The 23200-nt window shown below is 65.7% G+C and carries 34 protein-coding genes; 14 read left to right on the top strand and 20 right to left on the bottom strand.

From position 1 onward, the window contains the following. The first annotated feature begins 367 nt into the window (after positions 1 to 367). Complete coding sequence (locus ACSQ3P_RS08240; protein ID WP_436165074.1) at positions 368 to 874, top strand: ferritin-like domain-containing protein; 507 nt, start codon at positions 368 to 370, stop codon at positions 872 to 874. 80 nt (positions 875 to 954) lie between these two features. Here the strand turns inward: ACSQ3P_RS08240 and ACSQ3P_RS08235 are convergent, their stop codons facing one another. Both ACSQ3P_RS08235 and ACSQ3P_RS08230 read right to left on the bottom strand, forming a co-directional pair. After that, positions 955 to 1902, bottom strand: coding sequence for a LysR family transcriptional regulator (locus ACSQ3P_RS08235; protein WP_436165073.1), 948 nt, complete (start codon positions 1900 to 1902; stop codon positions 955 to 957). Positions 1903 to 1988: 86 nt separating this feature from the next. Continuing rightward, the gene (locus ACSQ3P_RS08230) at positions 1989 to 2414 is read right to left on the bottom strand and encodes a DoxX family protein (RefSeq protein ID WP_436165072.1); all 426 of its coding nucleotides are present in this window, start codon (positions 2412 to 2414) and stop codon (positions 1989 to 1991) included. A gap of 199 nt (positions 2415 to 2613) precedes the next feature. Between ACSQ3P_RS08230 and ACSQ3P_RS08225 the strand changes: the two genes are divergently transcribed. Continuing rightward, positions 2614 to 3561: a ring-cleaving dioxygenase gene (locus ACSQ3P_RS08225; protein WP_436165071.1), complete on the top strand. Its 948-nt coding sequence runs from the start codon at positions 2614 to 2616 to the stop codon at positions 3559 to 3561. Positions 3562 to 3695: 134 nt separating this feature from the next. Further along, entirely contained in the window at positions 3696 to 4316 is a 621-nt protein-coding gene (locus ACSQ3P_RS08220; protein WP_436165070.1) for an alpha/beta hydrolase, read from the top strand. A gap of 27 nt (positions 4317 to 4343) precedes the next feature. Here ACSQ3P_RS08220 and ACSQ3P_RS08215 read toward each other — a convergent pair whose 3' ends face one another. Then, the gene (locus ACSQ3P_RS08215) at positions 4344 to 4592 is read right to left on the bottom strand and encodes a hypothetical protein (RefSeq protein ID WP_436165069.1); all 249 of its coding nucleotides are present in this window, start codon (positions 4590 to 4592) and stop codon (positions 4344 to 4346) included. Positions 4593 to 5278: 686 nt separating this feature from the next. On the opposite strand from ACSQ3P_RS08215, the gene ACSQ3P_RS08210 reads away from it, so the two are divergent. Further along, entirely contained in the window at positions 5279 to 5776 is a 498-nt protein-coding gene (locus ACSQ3P_RS08210; protein ID WP_436165068.1) for a hypothetical protein, read from the top strand. Between the two features lie 140 nt (positions 5777 to 5916). On the opposite strand, the gene ACSQ3P_RS08205 is transcribed toward ACSQ3P_RS08210, so the two are convergent. From ACSQ3P_RS08205 to ACSQ3P_RS08195, 3 genes are all read right to left on the bottom strand, one after another. Further along, the gene (locus tag ACSQ3P_RS08205; RefSeq protein WP_436165067.1) at positions 5917 to 7071 is read right to left on the bottom strand and encodes an IS4 family transposase; all 1155 of its coding nucleotides are present in this window, start codon (positions 7069 to 7071) and stop codon (positions 5917 to 5919) included. A 488-nt stretch (positions 7072 to 7559) separates the two neighbouring features. Beyond that, positions 7560 to 8426: a tyrosine-type recombinase/integrase gene (locus ACSQ3P_RS08200; RefSeq protein WP_436165183.1), complete on the bottom strand. Its 867-nt coding sequence runs from the start codon at positions 8424 to 8426 to the stop codon at positions 7560 to 7562. Positions 8427 to 8515: 89 nt separating this feature from the next. Beyond that, positions 8516 to 8869: a helix-turn-helix domain-containing protein gene (locus ACSQ3P_RS08195; protein WP_436165182.1), complete on the bottom strand. Its 354-nt coding sequence runs from the start codon at positions 8867 to 8869 to the stop codon at positions 8516 to 8518. Here ACSQ3P_RS08195 and ACSQ3P_RS08190 point away from each other — a divergent pair. Further along, complete coding sequence (locus ACSQ3P_RS08190; protein WP_436165189.1) at positions 8759 to 9061, top strand: hypothetical protein; 303 nt, start codon at positions 8759 to 8761, stop codon at positions 9059 to 9061. The two genes, ACSQ3P_RS08195 and ACSQ3P_RS08190, sit on opposite strands and share 111 nt — an antisense overlap. Positions 9062 to 9130: 69 nt before the next feature. Here the strand turns inward: ACSQ3P_RS08190 and ACSQ3P_RS08185 are convergent, their stop codons facing one another. From ACSQ3P_RS08185 to ACSQ3P_RS08130, 12 genes are all read right to left on the bottom strand, one after another. Further along, positions 9131 to 9670, bottom strand: a complete 540-nt coding sequence (locus ACSQ3P_RS08185) for a 3'-5' exonuclease (protein WP_436165066.1) — start codon at positions 9668 to 9670, stop codon at positions 9131 to 9133. Between the two features lie 3 nt (positions 9671 to 9673). Continuing rightward, positions 9674 to 9895 (bottom strand): hypothetical protein, encoded by a 222-nt coding sequence (locus tag ACSQ3P_RS08180; RefSeq protein WP_436165065.1) that lies wholly within the window; start codon positions 9893 to 9895, stop codon positions 9674 to 9676. Continuing rightward, on the bottom strand, positions 9892 to 10383 hold the full coding sequence (locus ACSQ3P_RS08175; protein WP_436165064.1) for a DUF1643 domain-containing protein: 492 nt from the start codon (positions 10381 to 10383) through the stop codon (positions 9892 to 9894). The genes ACSQ3P_RS08180 and ACSQ3P_RS08175 overlap by 4 nt, the downstream gene beginning before the upstream one ends. A gap of 241 nt (positions 10384 to 10624) precedes the next feature. Next, the gene (locus ACSQ3P_RS08170) at positions 10625 to 10885 is read right to left on the bottom strand and encodes a hypothetical protein (RefSeq protein ID WP_436165063.1); all 261 of its coding nucleotides are present in this window, start codon (positions 10883 to 10885) and stop codon (positions 10625 to 10627) included. Between the two features lie 41 nt (positions 10886 to 10926). Beyond that, on the bottom strand, positions 10927 to 12045 hold the full coding sequence (gene dnaN / locus ACSQ3P_RS08165) for a DNA polymerase III subunit beta (protein ID WP_436165062.1): 1119 nt from the start codon (positions 12043 to 12045) through the stop codon (positions 10927 to 10929). Next, positions 12042 to 12467 (bottom strand): hypothetical protein, encoded by a 426-nt coding sequence (locus ACSQ3P_RS08160; protein WP_436165061.1) that lies wholly within the window; start codon positions 12465 to 12467, stop codon positions 12042 to 12044. Before ACSQ3P_RS08160 ends, dnaN begins: the two co-directional genes overlap by 4 nt. Positions 12468 to 12529: 62 nt before the next feature. Further along, complete coding sequence (locus ACSQ3P_RS08155) at positions 12530 to 13510, bottom strand: DUF2303 family protein (protein ID WP_436165060.1); 981 nt, start codon at positions 13508 to 13510, stop codon at positions 12530 to 12532. A 40-nt stretch (positions 13511 to 13550) separates the two neighbouring features. After that, on the bottom strand, positions 13551 to 13892 hold the full coding sequence (locus ACSQ3P_RS08150; RefSeq protein ID WP_436165059.1) for a hypothetical protein: 342 nt from the start codon (positions 13890 to 13892) through the stop codon (positions 13551 to 13553). A gap of 5 nt (positions 13893 to 13897) precedes the next feature. Further along, positions 13898 to 14590, bottom strand: coding sequence for a hypothetical protein (locus ACSQ3P_RS08145; RefSeq protein ID WP_436165058.1), 693 nt, complete (start codon positions 14588 to 14590; stop codon positions 13898 to 13900). Further along, positions 14587 to 14718: a hypothetical protein gene (locus ACSQ3P_RS08140; RefSeq protein WP_436165057.1), complete on the bottom strand. Its 132-nt coding sequence runs from the start codon at positions 14716 to 14718 to the stop codon at positions 14587 to 14589. Before ACSQ3P_RS08140 ends, ACSQ3P_RS08145 begins: the two co-directional genes overlap by 4 nt. Then, complete coding sequence (locus ACSQ3P_RS08135) at positions 14715 to 15083, bottom strand: hypothetical protein (RefSeq protein WP_436165056.1); 369 nt, start codon at positions 15081 to 15083, stop codon at positions 14715 to 14717. The genes ACSQ3P_RS08140 and ACSQ3P_RS08135 overlap by 4 nt, the downstream gene beginning before the upstream one ends. Continuing rightward, positions 15083 to 15487 (bottom strand): hypothetical protein, encoded by a 405-nt coding sequence (locus ACSQ3P_RS08130; protein ID WP_436165055.1) that lies wholly within the window; start codon positions 15485 to 15487, stop codon positions 15083 to 15085. The genes ACSQ3P_RS08135 and ACSQ3P_RS08130 overlap by 1 nt, the downstream gene beginning before the upstream one ends. A 182-nt stretch (positions 15488 to 15669) precedes the next feature. On the opposite strand from ACSQ3P_RS08130, the gene ACSQ3P_RS08125 reads away from it, so the two are divergent. Beyond that, entirely contained in the window at positions 15670 to 15894 is a 225-nt protein-coding gene (locus ACSQ3P_RS08125; RefSeq protein WP_436165054.1) for a hypothetical protein, read from the top strand. Here ACSQ3P_RS08125 and ACSQ3P_RS08120 read toward each other — a convergent pair whose 3' ends face one another. Continuing rightward, positions 15895 to 16221 (bottom strand): hypothetical protein, encoded by a 327-nt coding sequence (locus ACSQ3P_RS08120; protein ID WP_436165053.1) that lies wholly within the window; start codon positions 16219 to 16221, stop codon positions 15895 to 15897. A 39-nt stretch (positions 16222 to 16260) separates the two neighbouring features. Then, positions 16261 to 17070 carry a LexA family transcriptional regulator gene (locus ACSQ3P_RS08115; protein WP_436165052.1) on the bottom strand — a complete coding sequence of 270 codons (810 nt, stop codon included), beginning with the start codon at positions 17068 to 17070 and terminating at the stop codon, positions 16261 to 16263. Here ACSQ3P_RS08115 and ACSQ3P_RS08110 point away from each other — a divergent pair. From ACSQ3P_RS08110 to ACSQ3P_RS08075, 8 genes are all read left to right on the top strand, one after another. Then, positions 17069 to 17308 (top strand): hypothetical protein, encoded by a 240-nt coding sequence (locus ACSQ3P_RS08110; protein ID WP_436165051.1) that lies wholly within the window; start codon positions 17069 to 17071, stop codon positions 17306 to 17308. The genes ACSQ3P_RS08115 and ACSQ3P_RS08110 overlap by 2 nt on opposite strands. A 204-nt stretch (positions 17309 to 17512) precedes the next feature. Continuing rightward, on the top strand, positions 17513 to 17992 hold the full coding sequence (locus tag ACSQ3P_RS08105; RefSeq protein WP_436165050.1) for a hypothetical protein: 480 nt from the start codon (positions 17513 to 17515) through the stop codon (positions 17990 to 17992). A 3-nt stretch (positions 17993 to 17995) separates the two neighbouring features. Further along, on the top strand, positions 17996 to 18451 hold the full coding sequence (locus ACSQ3P_RS08100; RefSeq protein WP_436165049.1) for a hypothetical protein: 456 nt from the start codon (positions 17996 to 17998) through the stop codon (positions 18449 to 18451). 175 nt (positions 18452 to 18626) lie between these two features. Next, positions 18627 to 18836, top strand: coding sequence for a hypothetical protein (locus tag ACSQ3P_RS08095; RefSeq protein ID WP_436165048.1), 210 nt, complete (start codon positions 18627 to 18629; stop codon positions 18834 to 18836). Beyond that, a complete protein-coding gene (locus ACSQ3P_RS08090; RefSeq protein WP_436165047.1) occupies positions 18836 to 19081 on the top strand; it encodes a hypothetical protein in 246 nt (81 codons plus the stop codon). Before ACSQ3P_RS08095 ends, ACSQ3P_RS08090 begins: the two co-directional genes overlap by 1 nt. After that, positions 19078 to 21840, top strand: coding sequence for a DNA methyltransferase (locus tag ACSQ3P_RS08085; RefSeq protein ID WP_436165046.1), 2763 nt, complete (start codon positions 19078 to 19080; stop codon positions 21838 to 21840). Before ACSQ3P_RS08090 ends, ACSQ3P_RS08085 begins: the two co-directional genes overlap by 4 nt. A gap of 4 nt (positions 21841 to 21844) precedes the next feature. Continuing rightward, the gene (locus ACSQ3P_RS08080; protein WP_436165045.1) at positions 21845 to 22087 is read left to right on the top strand and encodes a hypothetical protein; all 243 of its coding nucleotides are present in this window, start codon (positions 21845 to 21847) and stop codon (positions 22085 to 22087) included. Continuing rightward, positions 22084 to 23145: a bifunctional DNA primase/polymerase gene (locus ACSQ3P_RS08075; RefSeq protein ID WP_436165044.1), complete on the top strand. Its 1062-nt coding sequence runs from the start codon at positions 22084 to 22086 to the stop codon at positions 23143 to 23145. The genes ACSQ3P_RS08080 and ACSQ3P_RS08075 overlap by 4 nt, the downstream gene beginning before the upstream one ends. Positions 23146 to 23200 lie beyond the last annotated feature (55 nt).

Genomic DNA, 23200 nt, shown 5'->3' with positions numbered 1-23200 from the left:
GCGGGAGCTTAGAGCGTGACGACTTGATTTTGAACCACCGCCGTCATTCCGGGGCTTCGCGTTAGCGAAGAGCCCGGAACCCAGAGCCGATGCGGGTTCTCCATAATGCGCTCGCATGGCGAGCCTCAACAATCGAGCGCATCGGTTCTGGGTTCCGGGCTCAGGCCTGCGGCCTGCCCCGGAATGACGGCATGGTTCCCGCTAAGTTCATCAGGCATTGGCCCGACTGACAAAGTCATGTTCTCCTTCAGCGAATAGCGCTTTGGTTGGAACAGTCGCCGTCCAGGCACGTTCCAAAACCGGGGAAGCGCATCGCCGCCCGGCGGTGCCGGCCTGTCACAGCAACATCCCGCGACAGGAGAGTTCAATGGGCTTGTTTTCCAAAGATATCAAAACGATGGACGATCTTTTCGTCCATCAGCTTCAAGACATCTACTATGCCGAGAAGACGATCTACAAATCCCTGCCGAAGATGATCGCGAAGGCGACTGATCCGGCGCTCAAGCTGAGCCTGGAGACCCATCGCAGGGAAACCGAGGGGCATATCGCGCGGCTGGAGCAGGTCTTCAAGCAGCACGGCGCGGAGGCCAAGGCCGTCAACTGTCCCGCCATCGACGGCATCATCGAGGAAGCCGACGATCTCACCGGCGATGTTAAAAACGGGCCGGTGCTCGACGCTGCGATCATCGGCGCCGCCCAGGCCGTGGAACACTACGAGATCACGCGCTACGGCACGCTGACGGCATGGGCGAAGCAGCTTGGTCGCGCGGATTGCGCTGCTTTGCTGCAGCAGAACCTCGATGAAGAATTCTCCGCCGACGGCAGACTCTCCATGCTTGCCGAGGGTGGCGTGAATCGCAGGGCCGCGGCCTGATCACGGTGCCGAGGCATCGGCCATCCCACACCCGCGACGGTATGCCGTCGCGGGTGTGGTTTCGCTTCCACCTTGCTGCCTCAGCCCTGCCGGGGCGAGATCGCCTTGTCGCCTTCGATCAGCGGTTTCATCCGGGCGAGCTCGCCGGCGATGAAGTCCATGAACAGCCTGACCCTGGGTGAATGCCGCAGGTCGGGATGGGTCAGGAGCCAGAGATCGGCGGCAAAGCCTGGGTCGGGCGCCGCCAGCCGCGTCAGCCCCGGTCTCGTATCGGCGATGAAGCAGGGCACGAAGCCGATGCCGATACCCGCCTCGACCGCCTCCGCCAGGCCCAGCACGGTGTTGACCTTGTAGACGATGCGCTCGGGCGCAACATGCTGGTTCAGATAGCGCACGGCCTTCAGCGCCGTGAACTGATCGCCGAGCGAGATCCAGTTGCGGGCCCACAGGTTCTCGATTGCGATATCGGCGGCTTCCGGGAAATCGGCTATGCGGCCATAGAGCGCCCAGGCGATGCGGGCGGTGCGGCGACCGACGAGGGTCTCGGGCGGGTTGTCGGTCGCACGGATTGCCACATCCGCGTCGCGCTTGGACAGGTTCAGCGCCTGGTTGCCGAGCAGGATGTCGAGCCGGATATCGGGGCACTGCTCGAGGAAGGCGGCGAAGACGGGCGTCAGCAGATCGACCAGCAGCGTGTCGTTGGTGGTGACGCGCAATTCGCCGGCGGGCTTGATCTCCTGCCCGGCGAGCCGGCGGGCAAAGGCGGTGATGTCCTCATCGACACGCTCGGCGAGCGTCGCCATCTCGTCGCCGGCGGGCGTCGCGACATAGCCGCTACGATGGCGCTCGAACAGCTTGAGGCCGAGTGCCTCCTCGATCTGGCCGAGCCGGCGGAACACCGTCGAATGGTTCAATCCGAGCACCGTGGCGGCAGCCGGTAGCGCGCGCGTGTCCGCGATCGCCTTGATCAATCGAAAGTCGTCCCAGGCCAGGGTCTTCGCGGTCGTGTTCTTGGCGGTCGTGTTCATGCGCGCACTCTCGGGCATGGCTTCGCCGCCATCAAGGCGATGAGGCCAAGATGACGGCGAAGGAGGGTCGAAGCCTTGAACGTCGCTCAGGCCGTGGCGGTCGCGCCGTTCCAGCTCAGGCGGGCAGGCTTCAGGGCCAGTGCGCCATCGCCGATCAGGCCATGGGCCAGCGCGGCCAGCGCCAGGAAGGCGGGATATTCCCAGCCGCCATTGGGGGCGTTGAAGACCCAGCCATTGGGGGCATGGACCATCAGGGCGCCGAGCAGAACCGGCAGCAGCAGGATCGAGACATAGCGACCATAGAAGCCGATCAGGATGGCGAGGCCGCCGAGAAGCTCGGCCAGCATGATCGGCCAGGCGAGGACGGCGGGCAGGCCGACCTGGCCGAGGAAGCCGGCGAAGCCTGCGGGAGTGAAGATCACGAGCTTGAGATAGGCGTGAGCGATGAACATCAGGCCGAGAGCGATGCGCAGGCCGAGAGCGCCATAGGGGGCGAAGCGGTTGTCGATCATGGGGGCAATCTCCGAGGGGGCCGGGCTGGCCTCTGCCCAAAAGATTGATCTGACCGAGGCGCAATGCAAATTGTGAGATACCAAGATCGACATTGCGTCAGCGCAATGTATCCGCTCTGGCGCTTTGAGCTCGCCCGACCAATCTTTGGAGCCAACGGAGCACCCGCTCCTTCAGCCCGGTTTGGGAGGAGTTGTCATCATGCAGATCAACGGCATCCACCACGTCACCGCGATTTCCGGCCCGGCGCGCCGCAATCTCGACTTCTATGGTCGGGTGCTCGGCCTGCGTCTGGTCAAGAAGACCGTCAATTTCGACGATCCCGGCACCTATCACCTCTATTACGGCGATGTCGCCGGTGCGCCCGGCACGATCCTGACCTTCTTCCCCTGGGAGCATGCCGCGCCCGGCCGGCTCGGCGTCGGTGAGACGCAGGAGACGGTGTTCCGGGTTCCCGAAGGCGCGATCGGCTATTGGGCGCATCGCTTCATCGAACATGGTGTGCCCCATGATGTGCCGGTGAAGCGCTTCGGCGAGAGCGTGCTGGCCTTCCGCGATCCCGACGGGATGCGGCTGGCGCTGGTCGGTCTGCCGGGTATCGAGCGTGAGGCGGCCTGGGATGGTGGCGATGTTCCAGCCGAGCATGCGATCCGCGGCTTCCATAGCGTCAGCCTGCTGCTCGAAGACGCGTCGCCCACCGCTGCGATCCTGGGCGACGTGCTCGGGTTCAAGGAGATCGGGCGCGAGGACACGCTGATCCGCTACCGGGCGGAGGGTTTAGGCCTGGGTGCTGCAGGACTTGGCACTGTCGTCGATCTGCGGGTCGCCGGCGGCTTCCTGCCGGCCCGGCAGGGTGCAGGCTCGGTCCACCATGTCGCCTTCCGCGCCGCAGACGATGCAGCGCAGGAGGAAATGGTGCGCCGTCTCGCGGAAAACCATGGTATCCGCGCCACCGAGCAGAGGGACCGGAACTATTTCCGCTCCGTCTACTTCCGCGAGCCCGGCCGCGTTCTCTTCGAGATCGCGACCGATGCTCCAGGCTTTGCCGTCGACGAGCCGGCGGCGACGCTCGGCCAGGCGCTGAAGCTCCCCGCTGGGCTCGAGGCGCAGCGTGCGCGCATCGAGGCGCTGCTGCCGGAACTCGGCTGAGAACGCGCCGCCCTGCCTGGCTTTCGAGCCGGGCAGGCAAGTCGGCTGAGATCATGCCGCCCTGCCAGGCTTTCGAGCCGGGCAGGGCGGGCCATGCCGCCCGAACCATGCCGCCTATGAACAGGAGAACCCTGATGGACGCTGTCGCGACCACGGATTTCATTCACGTCTTCGAACCGGGCACCGAGGCATCGCGCCCGCCGCTGCTGCTGCTCCATGGCACAGGTGGCGACGAACGCGACCTGCTGCCGCTCGGGCGCATGGTCGCGCCCGGTGTGAGCTTGCTCTCGCCACGCGGCAAGGTTCTGGAAGGGGCGATGCCGCGCTTCTTCCGGCGCCTGGCGGAGGGCGTCTTCGACGAGGCCGATCTCACCGCGCGCACGCATGAGCTGGCGGATTTCGTCGCGGAATCCCGCAAGCGCTACGATCTGCCGGCGCCGGTCGCGCTCGGCTTCTCCAATGGCGCCAATATCGCGGCCAGCCTGCTGCTGCTGCGCCCGGAGGTTCTGGCCGGAGCTGCGCTGGTGCGCGCGATGTCGCCCTTCAAGCTGCCGCCCAAGGCCGATCTCGCCGGCAAGCGGGTTCTGATCCTGTCGGGTGCGCTCGATCCGATCATTCCAGCGCAGGATGCAGAGCGCCTGGCGCAAACCTTGTCTGCAGGCGGAGCGCTGGTCGACCACCGCATTCTGCCGACGGGCCATGGCCTGTCGCAAGGCGATGTCGGCTTGCTGCGCGGCTGGCTGGATCAGGCCTGAGTTTCACGCCTGATCCAGGCTGGGTGCTTACGCCTCGGCGGTGGCCTTGCGCTTGGCGGGCTTGGCCTTCACGACGGGAGGAGCCGGCGGCTCGGCCGCCTGCTTCGCCAACCTGAGCGCGCGCAGCGCCTCGATCTTCTTGCGGGAGGCGGCCTCCTCGGCCGCGATCCGCCCGCTCGATTTCTGCTTCTCGCGCGGCGCTTCCTGAACGCTGTGCACGTCGTGCCAGGCGCGTGGTCCGCGATCTTCCCGTGGTCCGCGATCTTCCCCTGCCATTGCTTCTTCCCCTATGTCACGCCACGTCCGTCACAATGCAGCCTACGCGTGAAATGGGGCGGATACGAGCCGGGATTATCCGCCTGCTCGGCCAAGGCGCCGGGCGATAAGCCGCCGGGCGATCAATCGAGCAATGGCAGGATGATGATCGTGGCGAAGACGATCACGACAAGCGCCCGCAGCAGGATGGCGCGCTGACTCGAGACCTGATTTTCCACCGAACGCGAGAAAGCATGCATGAGTACATCACCGGCCACGCGACAAAGCTGACGTTGGGGTAGAGCAGGGGCCATTGCAAGGAAGATTAGCCGGGCTTGTGGATAACTTGCCGGCCAGGGCCGCCGGGCAAGCTGATTTGCCGCCGGAGGCCGCTGAAAGGGGGCCATGGCTGGTTGGCGCGCCTCGGGTCGCGGCAGGCGGATTTTGCATGATGGCGCCGGAAATCTGGGGTTGAAGGCTTGGCGTTTGTCTAATCTGAGAGCATTTGCTCAAGAGGTACTGTGAAATATGCATTTAGTTTAACCAATCACGCCGAGACGGCTGGCGCTGGCTGACCAAGTTCGGTATGAGTGATTACCTCACCTCGGCAAGAAGGCGCCAGGTGAAGCATTTCAGATTCAAGCAACCTCGGTGTCCGTTCAATGCAGTTGCGTGCTCGGTCTCTGTTGATTGGCCTGGTTTCGGCCTTGTCTGCACTCACGGCGTCGCAGGCGCAGGCCGGCTTGCTCGAAATGCTGTTTGGCGCTCCGGTTCCGCAGCGGCAAGAGATTGCACCGCTGGAGATGACGATCCGGCCGACGAAGAAGCCGAATGCGAAACCGAAGATCCCGCGCGTCTCGATGGACGACGACGGCGATTCCAAGCGGTTTCTGCAGGTCTCGATCGACCCCGTCAGCAATCCCGACTGGTATCTCACCGATCCGACCTTGCGCCGGGGCGACATCGTCGTCCTGTCGAACAAGGTGCTGGTCTACGCCGGCGGCAGGACCTCGCGGCGATTGGCGGATTTCGACGATTTGCAGGGAACGCGGCTGGTGTCGAGCCGGGATCGCGAACGCATCAAGCTCCTGACCGAATTCTCCGGCAGGGCCATGCCGAAATTCAAGATCGTGCCCGAGTTCGCCAGCACGCCAGCCTCCTTGAGCGCCCAGGCCGAGCGCAAGGTCAACGTCATTATGCCGTAGGGGCGTTCCGGCTGCGTTTAGTCGTTTCCCGCTGCCTTCTGGACCACTGCATCATTGCGGGGCTACGCGAAGCGTAGGGCCCAGCCCCGATGAACACCGCGTCATCCGTCATGGTCGGGCTTGTCCCACGGCTGTCCGGTTTAATTTGGGGTTAGTTGGAAGTTGAGCTGTCTCGGGTCTTTTTGGAGCGGCTTTGGCGGCTTGAGCAGTTTGTCGATGTCGCGTCTGTGCATGAGATTTGTACGGACGAGGCGGGCAAAGGCGAGCGGGCTGTCGATGATCCTGACTGCGTCTTTTGCGAGCTTGAGCAGGAGATAGGCGATCAGAGCGACGGCGATCTGGATACGAACGGCGTTTTCGGATCGTCCGATGAAGTGCCTGATGCGCAGTGTCTGTTTGACCCATCTGAAGAAGAGCTCGATGGCCCATCGGCGCTTGTAGAGGGCGGCGATCTCGTCGGCTGTGGCGTCGAGATCGTTTGAGACGACGCGCAGGGTCGCGCCGTCTTCGAGGACGACACCGATCTCGCGGACGGGGTCCTGGAACGGGTTTGTCCGCGAGGCGGCCTGACGCACGGGGAGAAAACCGAGGCGGTCATAGGAGAGGGTCGAGCCTTCAGGCAGGGCGCGCTCCTCGACCAGCGTCAGTGGCGTGTTGGCCTTGAGCCTGCTGACGATCCGGCAGCCGGCCGCGTCGAGCTTGGCCCACCAGGCGAAGTCGTAATAGCCGAGATCGAAGACGTAGGTCGCGCCCGGTTCGATGGGTATGGCGCGAGCGGCGATGATGTCGTTGACCTTGGCCGGGGTGACCGCGAGATAAAGCGGTGTCTGCGCGTCGGGGTCGTAGACGATGTGGGCCTTGGCGCCACAGACGCCCTTGGAGAAGCGGGCCCAGTCGCAGGCGATCCCCGACAGCCTGATCCCGGTCGAGTCGATCAGCCTGACCGCCTCAGCCGTGGATCGGCGCAAGCCGCGCCCGGCCATTGCCGTCATCCGCGCGAACAGGCCGCTGAACACCTCATGGGGCCGCCGCGCATTGGCATCGGCCAGCGTCGAGCGCGAGAGTTCGCGCGCACCCAGATGATAGAGCCGGGCGCGATGGCTTTGCACAGCCGTCTCGATCTCGCGCAAGGAGACGGCTCCCGCCAGTTGCCCGTAGAGCAGCGCCACGAACTGGCTTCTCGTCGAAAGTCGGCGCACCCGCGCATCCGACCCGTGCTCATCCACCAGTTTGTCGAAGCAAGACCACGGAACATGCTTCAGCAGCCCGTGAAACACGCTATTCTGATGCCGCATGGCGTCGATCCTGTCTCGTGTCCAAAACACCGGCAAGTGCTTGGAAACAAGTAGAATCAACGCCATGCACAACGTCTACTAATTTAAACCGGACACCCGTGGGCTTGTCCCGACCATCCACGTCTTCGTTTGTCCAGGCCTGTGTTCAAGACGTGGATGCTCGCCACGAGGGCGAGCATGACGAACTCAAGCAGCTTCATGTTCATGGGAGCAGGCTCAGGTCTGCGGCGCGCCCCGGAATGAGGGTGCGTTTCAGGGCCAAAATGAGCGTGCCGGGGTAGCAGGAGCGCTCAGCGCAATCTTGCCGGTCTCTCGGTCGCTAAGCTCGGGCCGCCGCCGGGGAGGCGAGCTGGCCTGCGGCACGCAAGGCCGAGCCATCATCGACAATAGAGAAAAATGGTCGGAGCGAGAGGATTCGAACCTCCGACCCCTTGTCCCCCAGAGTCCTGGGCGGAAATCCATTTCCGCTTTGACGCCAACGTCTTAGGTCAGGCTTTCCGGCTGCGTCGGGAGTTCTGTCGGGGATTGTCGTCGCGATCGAGCGCCTCGCGCACGTCGTCGAGCATGACGTGGGCATAGAAGCGCGCGGTCGTGTCGATGTCGGCATGGCCGAGCAGGCGCTGCACGGCCTTGAGGTTTCCGGTCTTGCGCAGCAGCCGGCTCGCCCTGGTGTGGCGCGTGTCGTGGAAGCGCAGATTGAGGTCGAGATCCGTCTTCACCTTGCGGCGCCACTCGGTCTTCATGCCCTCATAGGTGACGGGATAGCGCTGCCCGCGCTCGCGCAGGATCATCCCATCCTTTTTTATGGTCCGCTGGGCGACATAGCAGAACACCCATTCCGGATGATGGCCGCGGCAGGCCGAGAGCACGGCCTGCATGTCGCGCGTCAGCGGCACGGTGTGGTCGCGCCCGCCCTTCTGCACCACGGTGATGGTGCGCGCCTCCCAATCGATCTGGTCCCAGCGCAGGAAGCACTCGGCCAGGCGCAGGCCGCTCGCCATGGCGAAGCGCCAGAGGTCGCGATAGCCGATTCCCAGGCTTGCGCCGATATCGGCCTCCTGCGCGCCGGCCTTGATCTCGCGGACGAGTTCGCCGCGCTCCTCGATGCTGTGCTGCTCCCAGTCGGGGGCGTTGGGCAGCGGGATCTTCCATTTCTTGATCGCGTGGGTGAAGAGCTTGCGCAGGATGTCGACCGTGGAGCGGTTGACCGTCGCGGCCGAGACCAGCGGCGCCGGCTTGCCGTTCTTCAGCGTCTTGCGGCCCCAGACGGTCTGGCCCCTCCGCCACGCGATCAGCGCGGCGAGGTCGCCATCGCCGATGTCGTCGAGCCGCTTGCCCGCGCCGAAATAGCCCATCATCCGGTTGAGATCGGTCCAGGTCGTGCTGGCGCCGGCGTGATGCTGGCCGGCCTCGTTCCAATAGCGCGCAACCGCGACGGTCAGCGTTAGCGGGGCCTTGCCCCGGAAGGCGTTGGCGGCGTCGCGCTCCGCCTTGATGGCTTCGCGGGCGCGCTCGCGCTCGGCAGTCTCGATCTGCTCGGCGGCGCGCTTCGTTGTGGCCTGGGTACTGATGCAAAATCGACGGCCACCACATTGGAAGTCGACGACGTAGGTTTCGCGGCCTTTTGGCTTGTAGACGGACATTCAGTCCTCCTCCGGCGCGCGATGAAGGCCGCCAGATCGTCAGGATGGAACAGGCGACGGGGCCGTTTCAAGCCCGCGCCCTTCAGGACATAAGTGAGCTCGCCATCCCTGACATAGGCGCGCAGCGTCTTGGCCGTGCAGCGCAGGACGGTCATGGCCTTGTCTGGCGTATAGAGATCGTCGAGCGTCATCGGGGTGACCGGCTAAAACGGGATGTCGTTGTCGGCGCGCTCTTTGAGCAGCATGTGCTGAAGCGCCTCGATCGTGACCAGCGCCCGGGCGAGCTCATTCTCGGCGAGGCGCTGGCGGTGCTGCGCCTCGCTGCGCACACGCCAGGCGTTGCCTAAATCCTTTGTCAGGTTCGCGATCTGCGTCTGCGGATCGACCGGAGCCTTTGGTTTTCGTTTGGCCATGGCTCAGGCTCCCTTCAACGCGGCGAAGATGCGTTCGGCGTGGATCGCCTGGGACACGGCATCGTCTGCAGCGTCATGCGCTGTGCCGATCTGTTCGAAGAGAATGTCGGGGCGCAGGTTCTTGAGGGTGCGGTAGCAGCGATCGTCCTGATGGCGCCAAGGCGGAGCCACGGAGCATCGGTCGTAAGCGCCGCGCAGAACGACGTTGTCGAACCCTGCGCCATTGCCCCAGATTCTGACCCTCTCGCCCTCGAACTCAGGCGAGCACCACAGGGCGAATTGCTGAAGGGCACTCTGGATGCTTTTGCCCGGAGCCTGGGTCCAAGCGGCGCGGGCTTCCTCGGATTGGCCACACCACCACACCACGGTCTCCGCGTCGATCCTACCGCCCGCCTTCTGGGACGTGTCTGGCCAAACGGCCTGCCTGAAGATCCTACGAACTTTAGGCGTCGATCCATCTGTCGCGAAAGTGCAGGCGCCGATCGAAACAATCGCCGCGTCTGGTGCCAAGGAAAGGGTCTCGAGGTCGAGCATGACATCCATGGCTTAGGCTCCGATCTGGTGAAAGAGGTCGGGCGCGGGCTCGCGCCGAACAGGTTTGGCTTGCCGGGACGCCTTCAGCGTCGCGCGCAGCAGCTCGGCCGTGGCCAGGACGAAGCGCTTGCGCGCCTCGCCGATGCCGCCGGCCTTGCGGGCCTCGGCCTTCAGCACGGCCGCGCAGGCCTTGCGCTGGCGCCGGCGGAGCAGGTCGAGATAGGCGGGCGTCATGGCCGCCTCCAGTCGATAAGCGGTGTCGTCCAGGCCAACGTCAGCGGGTGCAGCGGGTCGCCGCTGCGCGTGAAGCCGAAGACCTTGACCGGCTTTCCTGCCGCGAAGATCTGGTCGCGCAGCGCATCGATGTGGCCGCGCAGACGGGCGGGAACCTTCGACCTGTTGCCCCAGCACGGCACCAGGATGTCGGCTTCGGCGATGATCTCTGCGAGATAGCGGGCATTGTCCGGGCCAACCGGATCGGCGGCGCCGGCCAACTCGCGAACATCCTTCGCGCGAAAGCCAAAGGGATTGCCGACGATGTAGCGCGAGCCGCCAGCGATGGCGGTGAAGCCGTTCCACTTGATGACCGTGTGGTCATCCGTCTCGGCGTCGGCGGTCGCGCCGTTCACGCCGAAAAAGGCATAGACCGGGCCGCCCAGCATATCGATGGTGCGATCGAGCCGCCAACGCCACGTTCCGCAGGGCGAGATGACGGCGCTCATGGCTCGGCCTTATCTTTTACCGGCACGCAGCGTGGCCAGGTTCGCGGCCTGATCTGCCTCGAGTATTCCCTCGCGCAGGCTGGGCAGAGGTCAGACAGAACCTCCTCGTCAGGAAGGTTCGACGGGTAGCCGCCCAGCCCGGACCATTTGACGGAAACCTCGTGCCAGCCGTCTGGTGCCCGTCCGAGATCGCTCAATGCGGCCTTGTCGCAGCCGTCGCAGAGCCATTGCGTTTTCCGGCTCATGACGACGCCGCCTCGATCGCATCGAGCTTGGCGCGGGCCTGTTCGACCGTCAGCCGCTCGACCTTTCCCGAGGAGCGAACCATCGTGGTGATGAAGGCCATGATGGCCCCGATCCACTGCATCGCCGAGCTATTGGCGACGATACCGATGCCGATCAGTGCGACAAACAGCACAAAGGTGCCAGCGTCGCGCGCCCAGCTTTGCAGCGTGGTCTCGTGCACCATGATGATGGCGTCGGCAGGCTTCTTCTCACCCATGAAAACCTCCTCTTTCCGCATCGAACGTCAGTGAGAACCGCTCAAACTCTCATCGGCATCAGCACGGTGAGCAGCTCGGCCCCCTCGCGCGTCTGCAGGATCGCCGGCGCTCCCGGGTCTGCGAGCTTCATCAGCACGGTGTCGCCGCCCAGGACGGCGAGGATGTCGCCGAGATAGCGGGCGTTGAAGCCGATCTCGATTGGCGGGCCGTCATAGTCGCAGTCGAGCTCCTCGCGGGCCTCGCCGGCGTCGGGGTTGCTCACCGCGAGGACGAGCTTGCCGTCGCCGAGCGAGAGCTTCACCGCCCGGCCGCGCTCGCCGGAGATGGTGGCGACGCGCTCTGCGGCGTTGGCCAGATCCTTGGCGTCGAGCGTGGCGCGCTTGTCGTTGCCGGACGGGATGACGCGCTGATAGTCGGGGAAGGTCCCGTCGATCAGCTTCGAGGTGAAGGTGAAGCCGTCGAGATCGAGCCGGATCTTGGTGGCGGAGAGCGCGATCGCGACCTCGGCCTTGGACTTGTCGACCAGGCGGGCGATCTCGGCCACGGCCTTGCGCGGGATGATGATCGGCGGCATGCCGATGGCGCCGGCAGGCAGGTCCGCATGGATGCGGGCGAGGCGATGGCCGTCGGTTGCGACCGCGGTCAGGTGCGAGCCGCCCTCGGGCCCGGTCTGGTGCAGATGGATGCCGTTGAGGTAGTAGCGCGTCTCCTCGGTCGAGATCGCGAACTGCGTCGCCGCGATGATCGTGGCGAGCGTCGCGGCCGGCAGCGTGAAGCTGTGCGGCAACTCGCCCGAGGTGATGTCAGGGAAGTCGCTCTCCGGCAGTGTGTGAATCTCGAAGCGCGAGCGTCCGGATTTGAGCACGATCTTGGCTTGCGTCTCGCTTGCTTCCAGAGAGATCTGGCTGCCGTCGTTCAGCTTGCGGACGATGTCGTGCAGTCGCGCCGCCGGCACGGTGAGCGCGCCGGGCTTCTCGACCTCGGCCGGGCAGAGGCTGCGCAGCTCGATATCGAGATCCGTGCCGGTCAGCGCCAGGCTCTCGCCCGCGGCGACCAGGCGGACATTCGCCAGGATCGGGATGGTGTTGCGGCGCTCGATGACGCGCACGGCCGGCTCCAGCGCCTTCAGCAGCGCGGCGCGGTCAAGGGTGAGTTTCATGGGCGGCTCCTGAAGTGATGGGCGAGCCGCTCGGCGATCCGGGAAAAATTGCCCGGAAGGGCGCGCTCGAGATGAATGAGGCAGTCCTCGACCTGGCCGCATTCGATGCGGGACAGAGCCTCGGTGGCTTCGCTGTCGTCGAGGATGGAGGGATACTCATAGTCGTCGAGCAGGACGGACCAGGGCGAGGGCCGGAGAGCCTGCTTGACCCGCAGCGCGACCGTGTGGAGCGCGCTCTCCAGATCGTCGGTGTCGACGGGGTGTCCGGCCATGTGGCGGCGGATGAGGCGTATTGCCCAACGGTTCTCTGCCGCCATGCGGCGCGGCGGGCGAAGGCCGAGCCGGTTCATCAGGCGTCCAAGCAGCGGCTTGCGGAGAGCGATCTCGATCGCTGACATGGCGGCATCGGCTGGGTCTGACATCTCGACCTCGCATGAAGGGAAAGGGGCGGGGCCTTTCGGCCCCGCCAGGTTGAGGCCGGGTCTCAGGCCTCGGGGGAGCCTTCGAAGGTCGGGAGCTCGGTCTGCTGCTTGACGGTGTCGAGGTCGTTCTTGACCTGGTCGCGCAGCCAGAACTGCCAGCGATAAAGCTGGTAGAACCACTGGATTTCGCCGCCGGCGATGCGGTAGCGCAGCCGCGCAGGGATGCGAACGGCGGCGCCGTCGATGAAGGCGGGCACCGACACCATGAAGATGCCGGGAATCTCGACCTTCTCGCCCTTCCCATTCATGTGCTCTTCGACGAATTCGACGACGCGCTCGCCGGTCTGGATGCGCACGCCCTGCTTGACCTTGGCGTTGACGAAAACCTCGAGGTTCCGCGACAGCGCGATCAGATCGGTCGGTGTGGCGAACCTCTCCTTGAACAGCGCCTCATACTCGGCGGCCTCGGGCCCGTAGGCGGCGGAGAGTTCGGCGGCGTGGTCTTCGAGGAACGCGGCGAAGGTGGCCTGATCCATCGGCTTGCCGTTCTTCTCGATCCAGACCTTGAATTCCTCTGTGATCGGAAAGGCGTAGCGGATGCGGTGCTTGCCCCAGCGGGCGCTGGCTTTCTCGCCGTGGTAATCGATGACGGCGGTCAGGGCCGGTTCCGGCCAGGCGGTCTTGCCGAACACCGCCGAGCCGTCATTCTTGTGGCGGTTCACCAGGTCGATGAAGCTCTGCAGCGTCGTGGTCTGCGCCTGACCGCTGATCTCGGCAGGCTCCTGGCGCCACTGTTCCACGAGCGGTTTCGGCGTCGTGATCGCCCCGCCGCGGCGGCGATCGATGAGGATCGGGATCGTCGCCGGAAGGCCGGCGCCGAGACCGGCGGTCGACATCTGGATGATCTCGATGTTGCTGGCGTCCTGCGTCAGCTCGATCACGGTGCGCAGGCCGGCATCGCCATCCGGTATGTACCCGCCGCCGCAGAACGGCCCGGCGATCGCTTCGAGGGTTGCGGGCTCAGCCGCTGTCTTGTTGGCCATGGAAGGCTCCTGTCAGTGCGAGGTGGGGAAGTGGGCGGCGTCAGCCGAAATCGCGCTCGCGCTGGTCAGCGCTGTCGCGGAGGAACATGTCCGACTGGCTCGGGTGCTGGACGGAGAGAGCGCCATCGACCGCCCAGAACGGCGTGCCGTTGAAGCCCTTCTCCTCGGGCAACTTCGACTTGATCGCCGGCTTGATATCGAGCCGCCCGCTCTCGAAGTTGAGCGTGATGGCGACCGTGATGGTCGCAGAGCCCTTCTCGGCGGGCAGGGCTTCGAGCTCTGCCATCGCCTTCGCGAGGTGTTCATCGCATTTCTCGACGAAGCGGCCGCGGTTGAGCAGGCCAAGCATCTCGACAAAGCTGCGAATGGGACGGTTCGACATGGTTCTCAGGCCTCCACGGGAATGCGGCGTGCGGCGGTGCGCGGGCCGGGCTTGGGTTGGGGACGGGGCGATGGCGCGCCGAAGCGCTCCGGCAGGTAGCGGCGCAGGCGCTCGCGGAATTCGTCGGCGGTTCTGTGCCAGGGCCAGACCGTGAGCTTGCCGACGAGGCGGATCGGCTCCGCCTGCTCGATGCTCGGATGCCAAGCCCGTGAGGTCTTGACGAGCAGATGTGCGCGCTCGGTGGCGCACATGCGGATGTCGAACTCGGTGACGATCCGCCGATACTCTTCCGGGCAGCCATTCTCGCCCATGCCGGCTGCGCGATAGATCGCGATATCCAGGCGGTGCTTGAGCAGGCGATTGGCGGCCAGCACGACCCGGCCCATGCCGGGCATGAGAGCCTCGGCCGTTGCCGCCTCGGCTTCGAGAACGGGCGTCGTCTTGTCGTTGAGGATGTATTCGTGCCCATCATGGAGCAGGAATGCGCCCGCCGCCCGCTTGTCCCCGGTCGCCCGATAGACGGCGTCAGCCCCCACGACGGAGTGCTGACCGGTGCTGTAAGGGCCGGAGCGGATCGAGCCGGTGAAGCGCGCGATGCGCGCCAAGCCCTCCGGCATATCGACATCAAAGTCGATCAGCCGCCAATCCGGGTTGAGGATCTCGAAGACGCGGCCCGATGCTGTTGGGAGCCACGTCATCGACCGGCCCCCGCGAGCAGCAAGAGCTGGAGGATGACTGGTGCGCAGACGAGTGCGATCACGGCCATGAGGGTGAGCGCGACCGCGAGCAGCGCGCCAATCTGGGGAGCCTTTTCCGCGGTCCTCATGACCCAGCCCTCGCCTGCAGCGCGCGGATGGTCTCGGCGATCCTGTCGGAGGTTGCGGCGATGGCGCGCGCCTCCTGGCCGATCAGGGCGAGCGCTTCCTCCAGCCTGTCGAGCGGGGCCGAGCGGCGGAGCGCACCGGAGAGGCTCGATGTCCGCATCAGCAGATCGCCCGAAGCGTGGCAGATCGTATCCGCAGCCGCCATGACCTCGCAGGGGATCGGGTCATTGGCCAGGACGACAGGGGCAAAGACGCGCCTGTCGATAGGGGGGCCGGCTCCAGGGCGTACCGAGGAGGTGAGAGGCGCCTTGAACTGCGGCTGGAGAACGAAGGCTTCGATGTGGCCAGGGTAAAAGGGCTGGCCCATTAGAGCGCGCCCGTGAGGATGTTGGCCCAGTAGAGCACCGGCAGGACGAAGACGGTGAGCGCGGCGGCGTCTGTCGCTATGTGGCGCGCACTGTCGCGCTGGCCTAGCGCCCGGCGCGAGCGGCGCGGTTCGTGCTCGGCCTTGTAGACGGCGAAGGCGGTGCGGGCATGGGCTTCGATCTGGTCGAAGGTCCAGCCCATGCGGTGGAGATCGGCGACGGTGACGACGGCGGCCTCACCGCCCTCCCGCACCGCCGCGATGATGTCCTCAACCATGCGCTCGCGGGTCGGACCGCGGGCCTGCATCTTCCGACGCTCGATCGGCCAGATATAGCCGTCATCGCGGGCGACGCGGGATTCCAGAAAGGCAGCGCCGATCGGCGCGGGGGAGAGGGTGGGCAGCAAGGCGGCCTCCATCGGGTTAATGGAGGCAATGTACCGATATTCGATACGTTGTCAAATAGAGTACCGACAGTAGGTACGAACACGGGCGGGTTGTGTCGCCCAATGAGAATCACGTTCCAGGATTTGTTCTTGATACGTTCTCATTCCTGAGTCAGGTTGTCGCAGTCCCTCAGGAGCTGACCATGAGCCTCGCCGCCCGCTTCAAGCTGCATCTGCAATGTGAGAATTGCCGCCGCACCCGCGCTGTCATTCTCGACGTGCCGGAGGCTGACGACGCGCCACGGGATGTCGACGAGCTGATGGACAGCGCATTCCTGCAGCAGCAGCGCTTCGACTGTCTGGTCTGCGAAAGCGGTATCGGCACGATCGTCGGGGTCAACCGGCTCGCGCTCGAGGTGGCGGCCTGATCAGTATCCGGCGTTGACGCAGTTGGCGAAGTGCTGGTCGTCGCCGCGGTCGACCTCTTTCGGGTACTGCTTCATGATGGCGCGCCGGATCTCGCATGAGGCCTTGCGGTCGATCGCAATGGCGCCGTCGCAGCCGGTCCAGAGGCAGAAGGCGGTGTTGCGCCTGGTGGTATAGGTCTTCGGCTCTGCCGCCTCGCTGCGCTGCTGTGCTTGGGCCTGGCGGCAATAGGCCGGCTCCTTGGCGTTGTCGCAGCTCAGAAAGCGCGGCGATTGCGCCAGCGCTGGCGCCGTCATGGCCAGGATCACCGGCAGGATCAGTCGCAGCATGCGGATATCTCCTGGGAATCGATCGCGGCAGCGGCCGGGCTAGAACGGCACATCATTGGTGATCCTGCGCACAAGCGCCAGAATACGCACCATTTTGCCGTCATCGGCATCGCTATTGCGCGGCACGACGATAGGCTCGTGGCGCGGATTGGTCGACCTCGGATGGAATTCCATCCGGTCCTCATAGAGCTCGATCTGCTTGACTGACCATTCGCGCAGGTGGCCACCCTCAAGCGATTGCTCCACAACCACCACCATGCCGTCGCGCAGCGGGATGCGCCCGCCGAGGTCGTCGAAATCCACGCCGATGATCCTGTCGCCGGGCAGGATCGGCCGCGGCTGCAGGCGGTTCATGCTGTCGCCCGCCACATCGAACGCGACGAGCCGCGCGAAGGGGAATTGCGGGTCTCGCATCTCAAGCACCGGCTCAGCCTCCAGATCGCTGAACTCGGGAGCGGCCCGAAATGCGCCGGCCTCCACGATGCCGGCATTGAAGATCTGCACCAAAGGTTCGGCGTTCCGGGTGAGCTCGGGCAGGTCCACGACCATGCCGTCCGCCCGCGGCGGATCGAGATGGAGGATCTCCGCGATGGCGAGCATCTCCTCGCCTTTGATCTCGCGATTGCCGAGAACCATCTTGTTGACAGCGGTACGGGGGTAGGAGCGGCCGAGCCGTTCCGTGAGCTGCCGGGCAAGCTCGGCCTGGCTCATTCCCCGCGTCGCCAGTCCTTGATCGAGCCAGTCTTTCAGCATGTGCGAACGATAGATTCCGGGCGTACCCGCGTCGCGCTCCTGAATCGGTACGAGGCCACTTGCATTCGTACCGATTATAGTTACACTCGCGCTCATGGAACCTGCCTCCACCATTATTGGCCGCTTCGGCGGCGTCACGAAGGTTGCCGAGATCGCGGGCGTCACCCGCGTTCGCGTCAGCAACTGGAAGCGCCCCAAGGCCGTTGGCGGCACCGGCGGCAGGGTGCCGCAATCCCATCACGTCACGCTTCTCACTGCTGCCGAGCGTCTCGGCATCGCCTTGACCGCGTCCGACTTCCTCGCTCCCGCCGCGCCGCCGGAGGTTAACCTCTGATGCGCGCGCCCTGTCTTCACCATCGTCGCGACCGCGTCGCGCAGAGCCGCCCTGGCTTCAGCGATGCGCGTTCGCCGCGCCGTCTTTTCCTGCTGGTTCATGGCGTTCCGCCTCCGTGACCTGACCTCGTCACTGAACACCATCCCTGTCCTTCCCAACATGGGAAAGCGCGCGACGCTTTCCCGTTGACGGCGGAGCTTTGTCATGTCTCGCCCGATTTCCGACGCCTGGTTCTTCCGGATCAAAGCCGCGACCCGCGACCTCGTCAGCATGTGTGGCGGCGTGGTCCGGGCCGGCGAGATCGGCCATTGCTCCAAGACGGAGATGAGCCGCTACCAGGTGCAGACGGATGAATCGATCATCCCGATCCCGGTGGCGCTGGCGCTTGAAGCGCATTGCGAGATGCCACTGATCACCACGGTGCTGGCAGACCTGCACGGTCGTCGCGTCTCGACGCCGGACGAGGCGACGATCTCGGCGGCCAGCGTCTTCGCCCGCCATGTCGAGACCGTGCGCAGCGCCGCCGAACTGATGGCGACGGGCGCAGCCGCTGCAGCAGACGGCAAGCTGACGCCCTCGGAGCTCGAACTGCTCGACCGGGCGGCTGCTGCGCTGGAGAAGACACTGGCGCCGCTGCGCCAGGACATTGCGGCGCATCGCGCCGTGCAGCTGCGGGTGGTCTGAGCCATGCAGCCCGGACAGTTCAAGCCAGGTTCGGCCTCTTCGCAGATCATGGGGCTGGTGAACGCCGCCGGCGGTGAGCCTGTGCTGCGCGCCGCCCTGCGTGAGGGCCTCGACCTCAACAACCGGAAATTCTTCAACCGCACGCTCGACCGGCTGGTGGTGCAAGGCCTGCTGCGCGAGACTGCCGATGGCTTTTTGCCGGCCATGCTCGGCCGCGCCACCTCGGCGATCGAGGCCCCGGCGCTGGAGCCGGTGCCCGACTGCCTGGCGGCCTGCCTCGCAGAAATCGTCCGGCGGGCGCACCACCACCGCGAGGCTGGTGCGCCGACGCTGGCGGCCAGTCTCCTGCAGCGCGCCGCGCAAAAGCTCGTGGCGCCGCATCTGCGCCAGAACCTGCTGGCGCTCAGCGATCTCTTCGCCGCGCATGGCGCGACCTATCCGAACGGGCGCGCGGCATGAGTGGCGTGCTCTGCATCCTGGCCTGTCTGATGGGTTTTATCTCCGGACGCGCGGCATGGGCCGGTGGTGATCCGGACAGCGTGCGCGACGGCAGTCGGGGCATTTTGCTTTGCGTTGCGACTGTTTGCGCAGTCCTCGCCCCTGTCCTCGCCTATCTCGCCGGGAGGGTCGCGGCATGACGCGGCGGCGCTTCATCATCGAGCGCCCCGGCCGCTGGCGGCGCTCGGCCGCGCTCGGCATGGCCCGCGCCGGCTTTCCGGCCGCGATCATCGCCGTGGTGCTCAGCCTGAAGCGCGCGACCGCGCAGGCGATCGTCGAGGCCCGACACGCGCCGGACGGGCTCTGGAGCGCGGCCGAGCGGGCGCTGTTTCGGGGAGAGCGCTGATGGAACTGCGCGAGATCATCCGCGAGCTGGAGGCGGCTGCCCAGCAGGAAGCCGCCGGCATCCATGTGCTGGAGACGACGCATTTCGAGCCGGAACTGGCGCGGATTGCGCCGTCCTGCGTCGTGGCGGCGAAGCGGAGGGCCGAGGCCTTGGCGGCTGCCGCGAAGCTGCTGGCGGCCAACGCCGCGACGGGTGATTTCCGGCCCGACGATATGATGCGGCTGATTACGCGGGCGGCGTCATGAGACAGGCGCTTCCCGATCATCAGGCCTATGTCGACTTCCTCAAGGCAAAAACCCGGATCGCCGAGCGGCGCGGGCTCGATGTCACTGACGCTGAGATCAATCCGCTGCTGAAGCCGCATCAGCGCAAGATGGTGCTCTGGGCGCTGGCTGGCGGCTGCCGTGGGCTGTTTGCCGCCTTCGGGCTCGGCAAGAGCGTCATGCAGATCGAGTTCTGCCGGATCGTCCTCGCCCATTTCGGCGGCATGGGGCTGATCACCCTGCCGCTCGGCGTGCGCCAGGAGTTCATCCGCGATGCGCACACGCTGGCGACCGGCGATCGCGCGGACATCACCGACGCGCAGCGCGCCGAGCTTCTGGCCTGGCAGGCCGGCCGGCCCGACCGCATCCCGAAACTGCGCTTCATCCGGTCGATCGAGGATGCGATCGCGGGCGAGATCCATCTCACCAATTACGAGACGGTGCGCGACGGCAAGCTCGACCCGCGCCTGTTCACGGTCACCAGCCTGGACGAGGCCTCCTGCCTGCGCGGCTTTGGCGGGTCAAAGACCTTCCGCGAGTTCATGCGGCTGTTCGACGGGATCCGCTTCAAGCTGGTTGCGACCGCGACGCCCTCGCCGAACGACTATATCGAGCTGCTGGCCTATTCCGCCTTCCTCGAGATCATGGATGTCGGCGAGGCGAAAACCCGCTTCTTCAAGCGCAATTCCGAGAAGGCCGACAGCCTCACGATTCACCCGCATAAGGAGCGCGAGTTCTGGCTGTGGGTGTCGAGCTGGGCGCTGTTCGTTTCGAAGCCGAGCGATCTCGGATTCGACGACACCGGCTATGACCTGCCGCCGCTGCGGGTGCATCAGCACCGCGTCGCCACCGAGCTGACGACGCGCGACGCCGAGCGCGACGGGCAGGGCATCTTGATCCGCAAATCGGCGCTCGGCGTTGTCGGCGCCAGTCGCGAGAAGCGCGCCAGCCTGCAGGCGCGCGTCGGCAAGATGGTCGAGATCATCTCGGCCGAGCCGCAGGAGCATTTCCTGCTCTGGCACGATCTCGAGGACGAGCGCCGAGCGATCGAGGCGGCGGTACCGGGCGTGCGCTCTGTCTACGGCACGCAGGATCTCGACGTGCGCGAGGAGACGATCATCGGCTTCTCCGATGGCGGGTTCCAATACCTCGCCGCCAAGCCCGTCATCGCCGGCAGCGGCTGCAATTTCCAGCGCCATTGCAGCCGGGCGGTGTTCCTCGGCATCGGCTTCAAGTTCAACGATTTCATCCAGGCGGTGCATCGCGTCCAGCGCTTCATGCAGCCGCATCCCGTCGACATCCACATCATCAGCTCGGACGGCGAACAGGAGATCCTGCGCACGCTGCTGACCAAGTGGAAGCAACACGAACACATGGTGGCCGAGATGGGCAAGATCATCCGCGAATACGGGCTGAACGAGCACGCCATGGCCCAGTCTCTGGCGAGATCAATCGGCGTCGAGCGCGTCGAGATCCGCGGCGAGAACCATCGCATCGTCAATAACGACACGGTGCTGGAGACGGCAGCGCTGGCGGAAAACTCGATCGACCTGATCGTGACCTCGATCCCGTTCTCGACGCAGTACGAGTACACGCCGAGCTACAACGATTTCGGCCATACCGACAGCGACCCGCATTTCTGGGCGCAGATGGATTTTTTGACGCCGAACCTGCTGCGGGCACTCGCGCCCGGCCGGGATTGCGTCATCCACGTCAAGGACCGGATCGTGCCCGGCGGCATCAGCGGGCTCGGCTTCCAGACCGTCTCAACCTTCCATTGCGACGCGATCCAGCATTTCCGCCGGCATGGCTTCGCCTTCCTCGGCATGAAGACGGTCACCACGGACGTGGTGCGCGAGAACAACCAGACCTATCGGCTGGGCTGGAGCGAGCAATGCAAGGACGGCTCGAAAATGGGCGCCGGCCTGCCGGAATACCTGCTGCTGTTCCGCAAGCCGCCGAGCGATCGCTCCAATTCCTATGCCGATACGCGCGTGGTGAAGCTCAAGAAGTGGTGGGTGAACGACGGCGAGACAGAGGCAGAGGCCGAGGCGCGGATGATCCGCGAGGCTGATGCCTATGAGGCTGGCGTCGAGGATATCGACATGTCTCCGAGCGAGCGTCAGCTCGTTGCGGGGCGCTGGCAAAACCCGGAGGGCTACAGCCGCGCGCGCTGGCAGATCGACGCGCATGGCTATCTGCGCTCGTCGGGCGACCGGGCGCTGAAGCCTGAAGACTTGCTCGGCGTACCGGCGAGCCAGATCTACAAGATGTGGAAGCGCTTCAACCTCGAGGCTGTCTACGACTTCGAATATCACGTTGCGATAGCCGAGGCGCTGGAGACGCGCGGGCGCCTGCCGCCGACCTTCATGCTGCTGCCGCCGCACTCGCCTGACCAAGCCGTCTGGAGCGATGTCACGCGCATGCAGACGCTGAACGGGGCGCAGCACGCCAAGGGCAAGGAGATGCATCTCTGCCCGCTGCAATTCGACATCGTCGACCGCTGCATCGCGCAGATGTCGATGCCGGGCGAGACGGTGCTCGACCCCTTTGGCGGGCTGATGACCGTGCCCTATCGCGCCATCCTGCAGGGGCGCAAGGGCGTCGGCTTCGAGCTCAACCCCGGCTACTTCCTCGACGGCGCGATGCACTGCGCCGCGGCCGAAGACAAGATCGCGATCCCGAGCCTGTTCGACCTGCTCGATGCCGCGCGCGAGCCCGCACTTCTGGCGGCGGAGTAGGGCGATGGGGCTCACCAGCACGCAGCGAGAGGCTCTCGCATGGCTGAAGGCCAAGCGCGATGCCCATCCGATCGACCGCTTTTCGTGCGGATTCAATCCTCCGAATGGCCAGAGGTCGATGGTCGCCGCGATGCGGCGCTCGCTGGCGGAGCGCGGCCTGGTGCGCGTCGAGAGGATCTCTGACCGCCACCTTCGCTACGAGATCACCGATGCGGGCCGCGCGGCACTGGCGAGGGCTGCGGCATGACCCCGCTCGACCATGCCCTCGATTACGTCGCCGCCGGCTTCCCGGTGTTCCCGGCCAATCCGGCGCAGAAGCCCGACCCCTGGTCGAAGGCGCCGCATACGCCGAAGGAATCGAGCCCGGGCGCGCGCGATGGCGGCCATTGGCTGGCCTCGACGGATGAGCGGGCGATCCGGCGCTGGTGGCGCGATCATCCGCGCGCGCTGATCGGCTTTCCCACCGGCCTGCGCACGCGGTGCGTCGTCATCGACCTCGACCCGAAGGAGCATGCTGTCGAGACGATGCTGGCGAAGCTGACGGAGTGGTGCCGGCAGCTGATGCATGTCGATGCCGCGACTGGCGAGATCACCGAGCCCGCGATCGCGCGGACGCAATCGGGAGGCTTGCACCTCTATTTCGCCTGGCCGGATGAGGCGACCTTTGCCGAGGTGGCGGAGAACCTGACGCGGTTGGGCAAGCCGGTCACCGGGCTGATCGGCAACAAAGGCGATGTGTTCCGGCATTTCCTGAAGGCCGGGGAATGCCCGGCCGAGCTCGCCCATATCGATGTCAGGGGCGAGGGCGGCTACGTTATCGCGCCGCCCTCGCGGATGGCCGATGGCGCGGCCTATGAATGGATCATCCCGCGGGCTGAGGTGCTGCCGCCGCTGCCGCGCCGCCTGCGCGGCGTCATCACCGGTGAATTCATCACCCAGGCCGAGCGCGACGAGCGCCGGCGGGCCGCCAGCCGCAGGCCTGCGCGCTTCGATGGCTCGGACATCAATGACCGGCGGGTGAAAGCCTATGTCGAGCGCTCGATCGACGGCGCCCTGTCGGATGCGCGCAGCGCCGGAGAGGGCCGGCGCAACCTCGCCGTCTATGAGGCGGCGGTGAGCCTGTCGCGCTTCGTGCGCTCCGGCCATCTCGCAAAATCACAGGCCGAGAGCCTGCTGCTGGCGAACCTGCCGGCCGGCGTCTCACCCAACGAAGCGAAGATCCGCGGCACGATCGCCAGCGGCCTGCGCGCAACCGAGGTGCCGGCCTTTACGCCGGAGCAGCTCGGCCAGGGGAGGGCGGCTTGATGCGCAAGAGGGTTAAGCCGGTCAGGCCGCTGCGGCGACCGCTGTTTCACTTGAG

This window comes from Allobosea sp. LjRoot9, assembly GCF_964252745.1.
In the GTDB taxonomy this organism is placed as follows: Bacteria; Pseudomonadota; Alphaproteobacteria; order Rhizobiales; family Beijerinckiaceae; genus Allobosea.
Note: the sequence above shows the minus strand (reverse complement) of the source record. Positions and strands in the feature narration are given on the sequence as shown.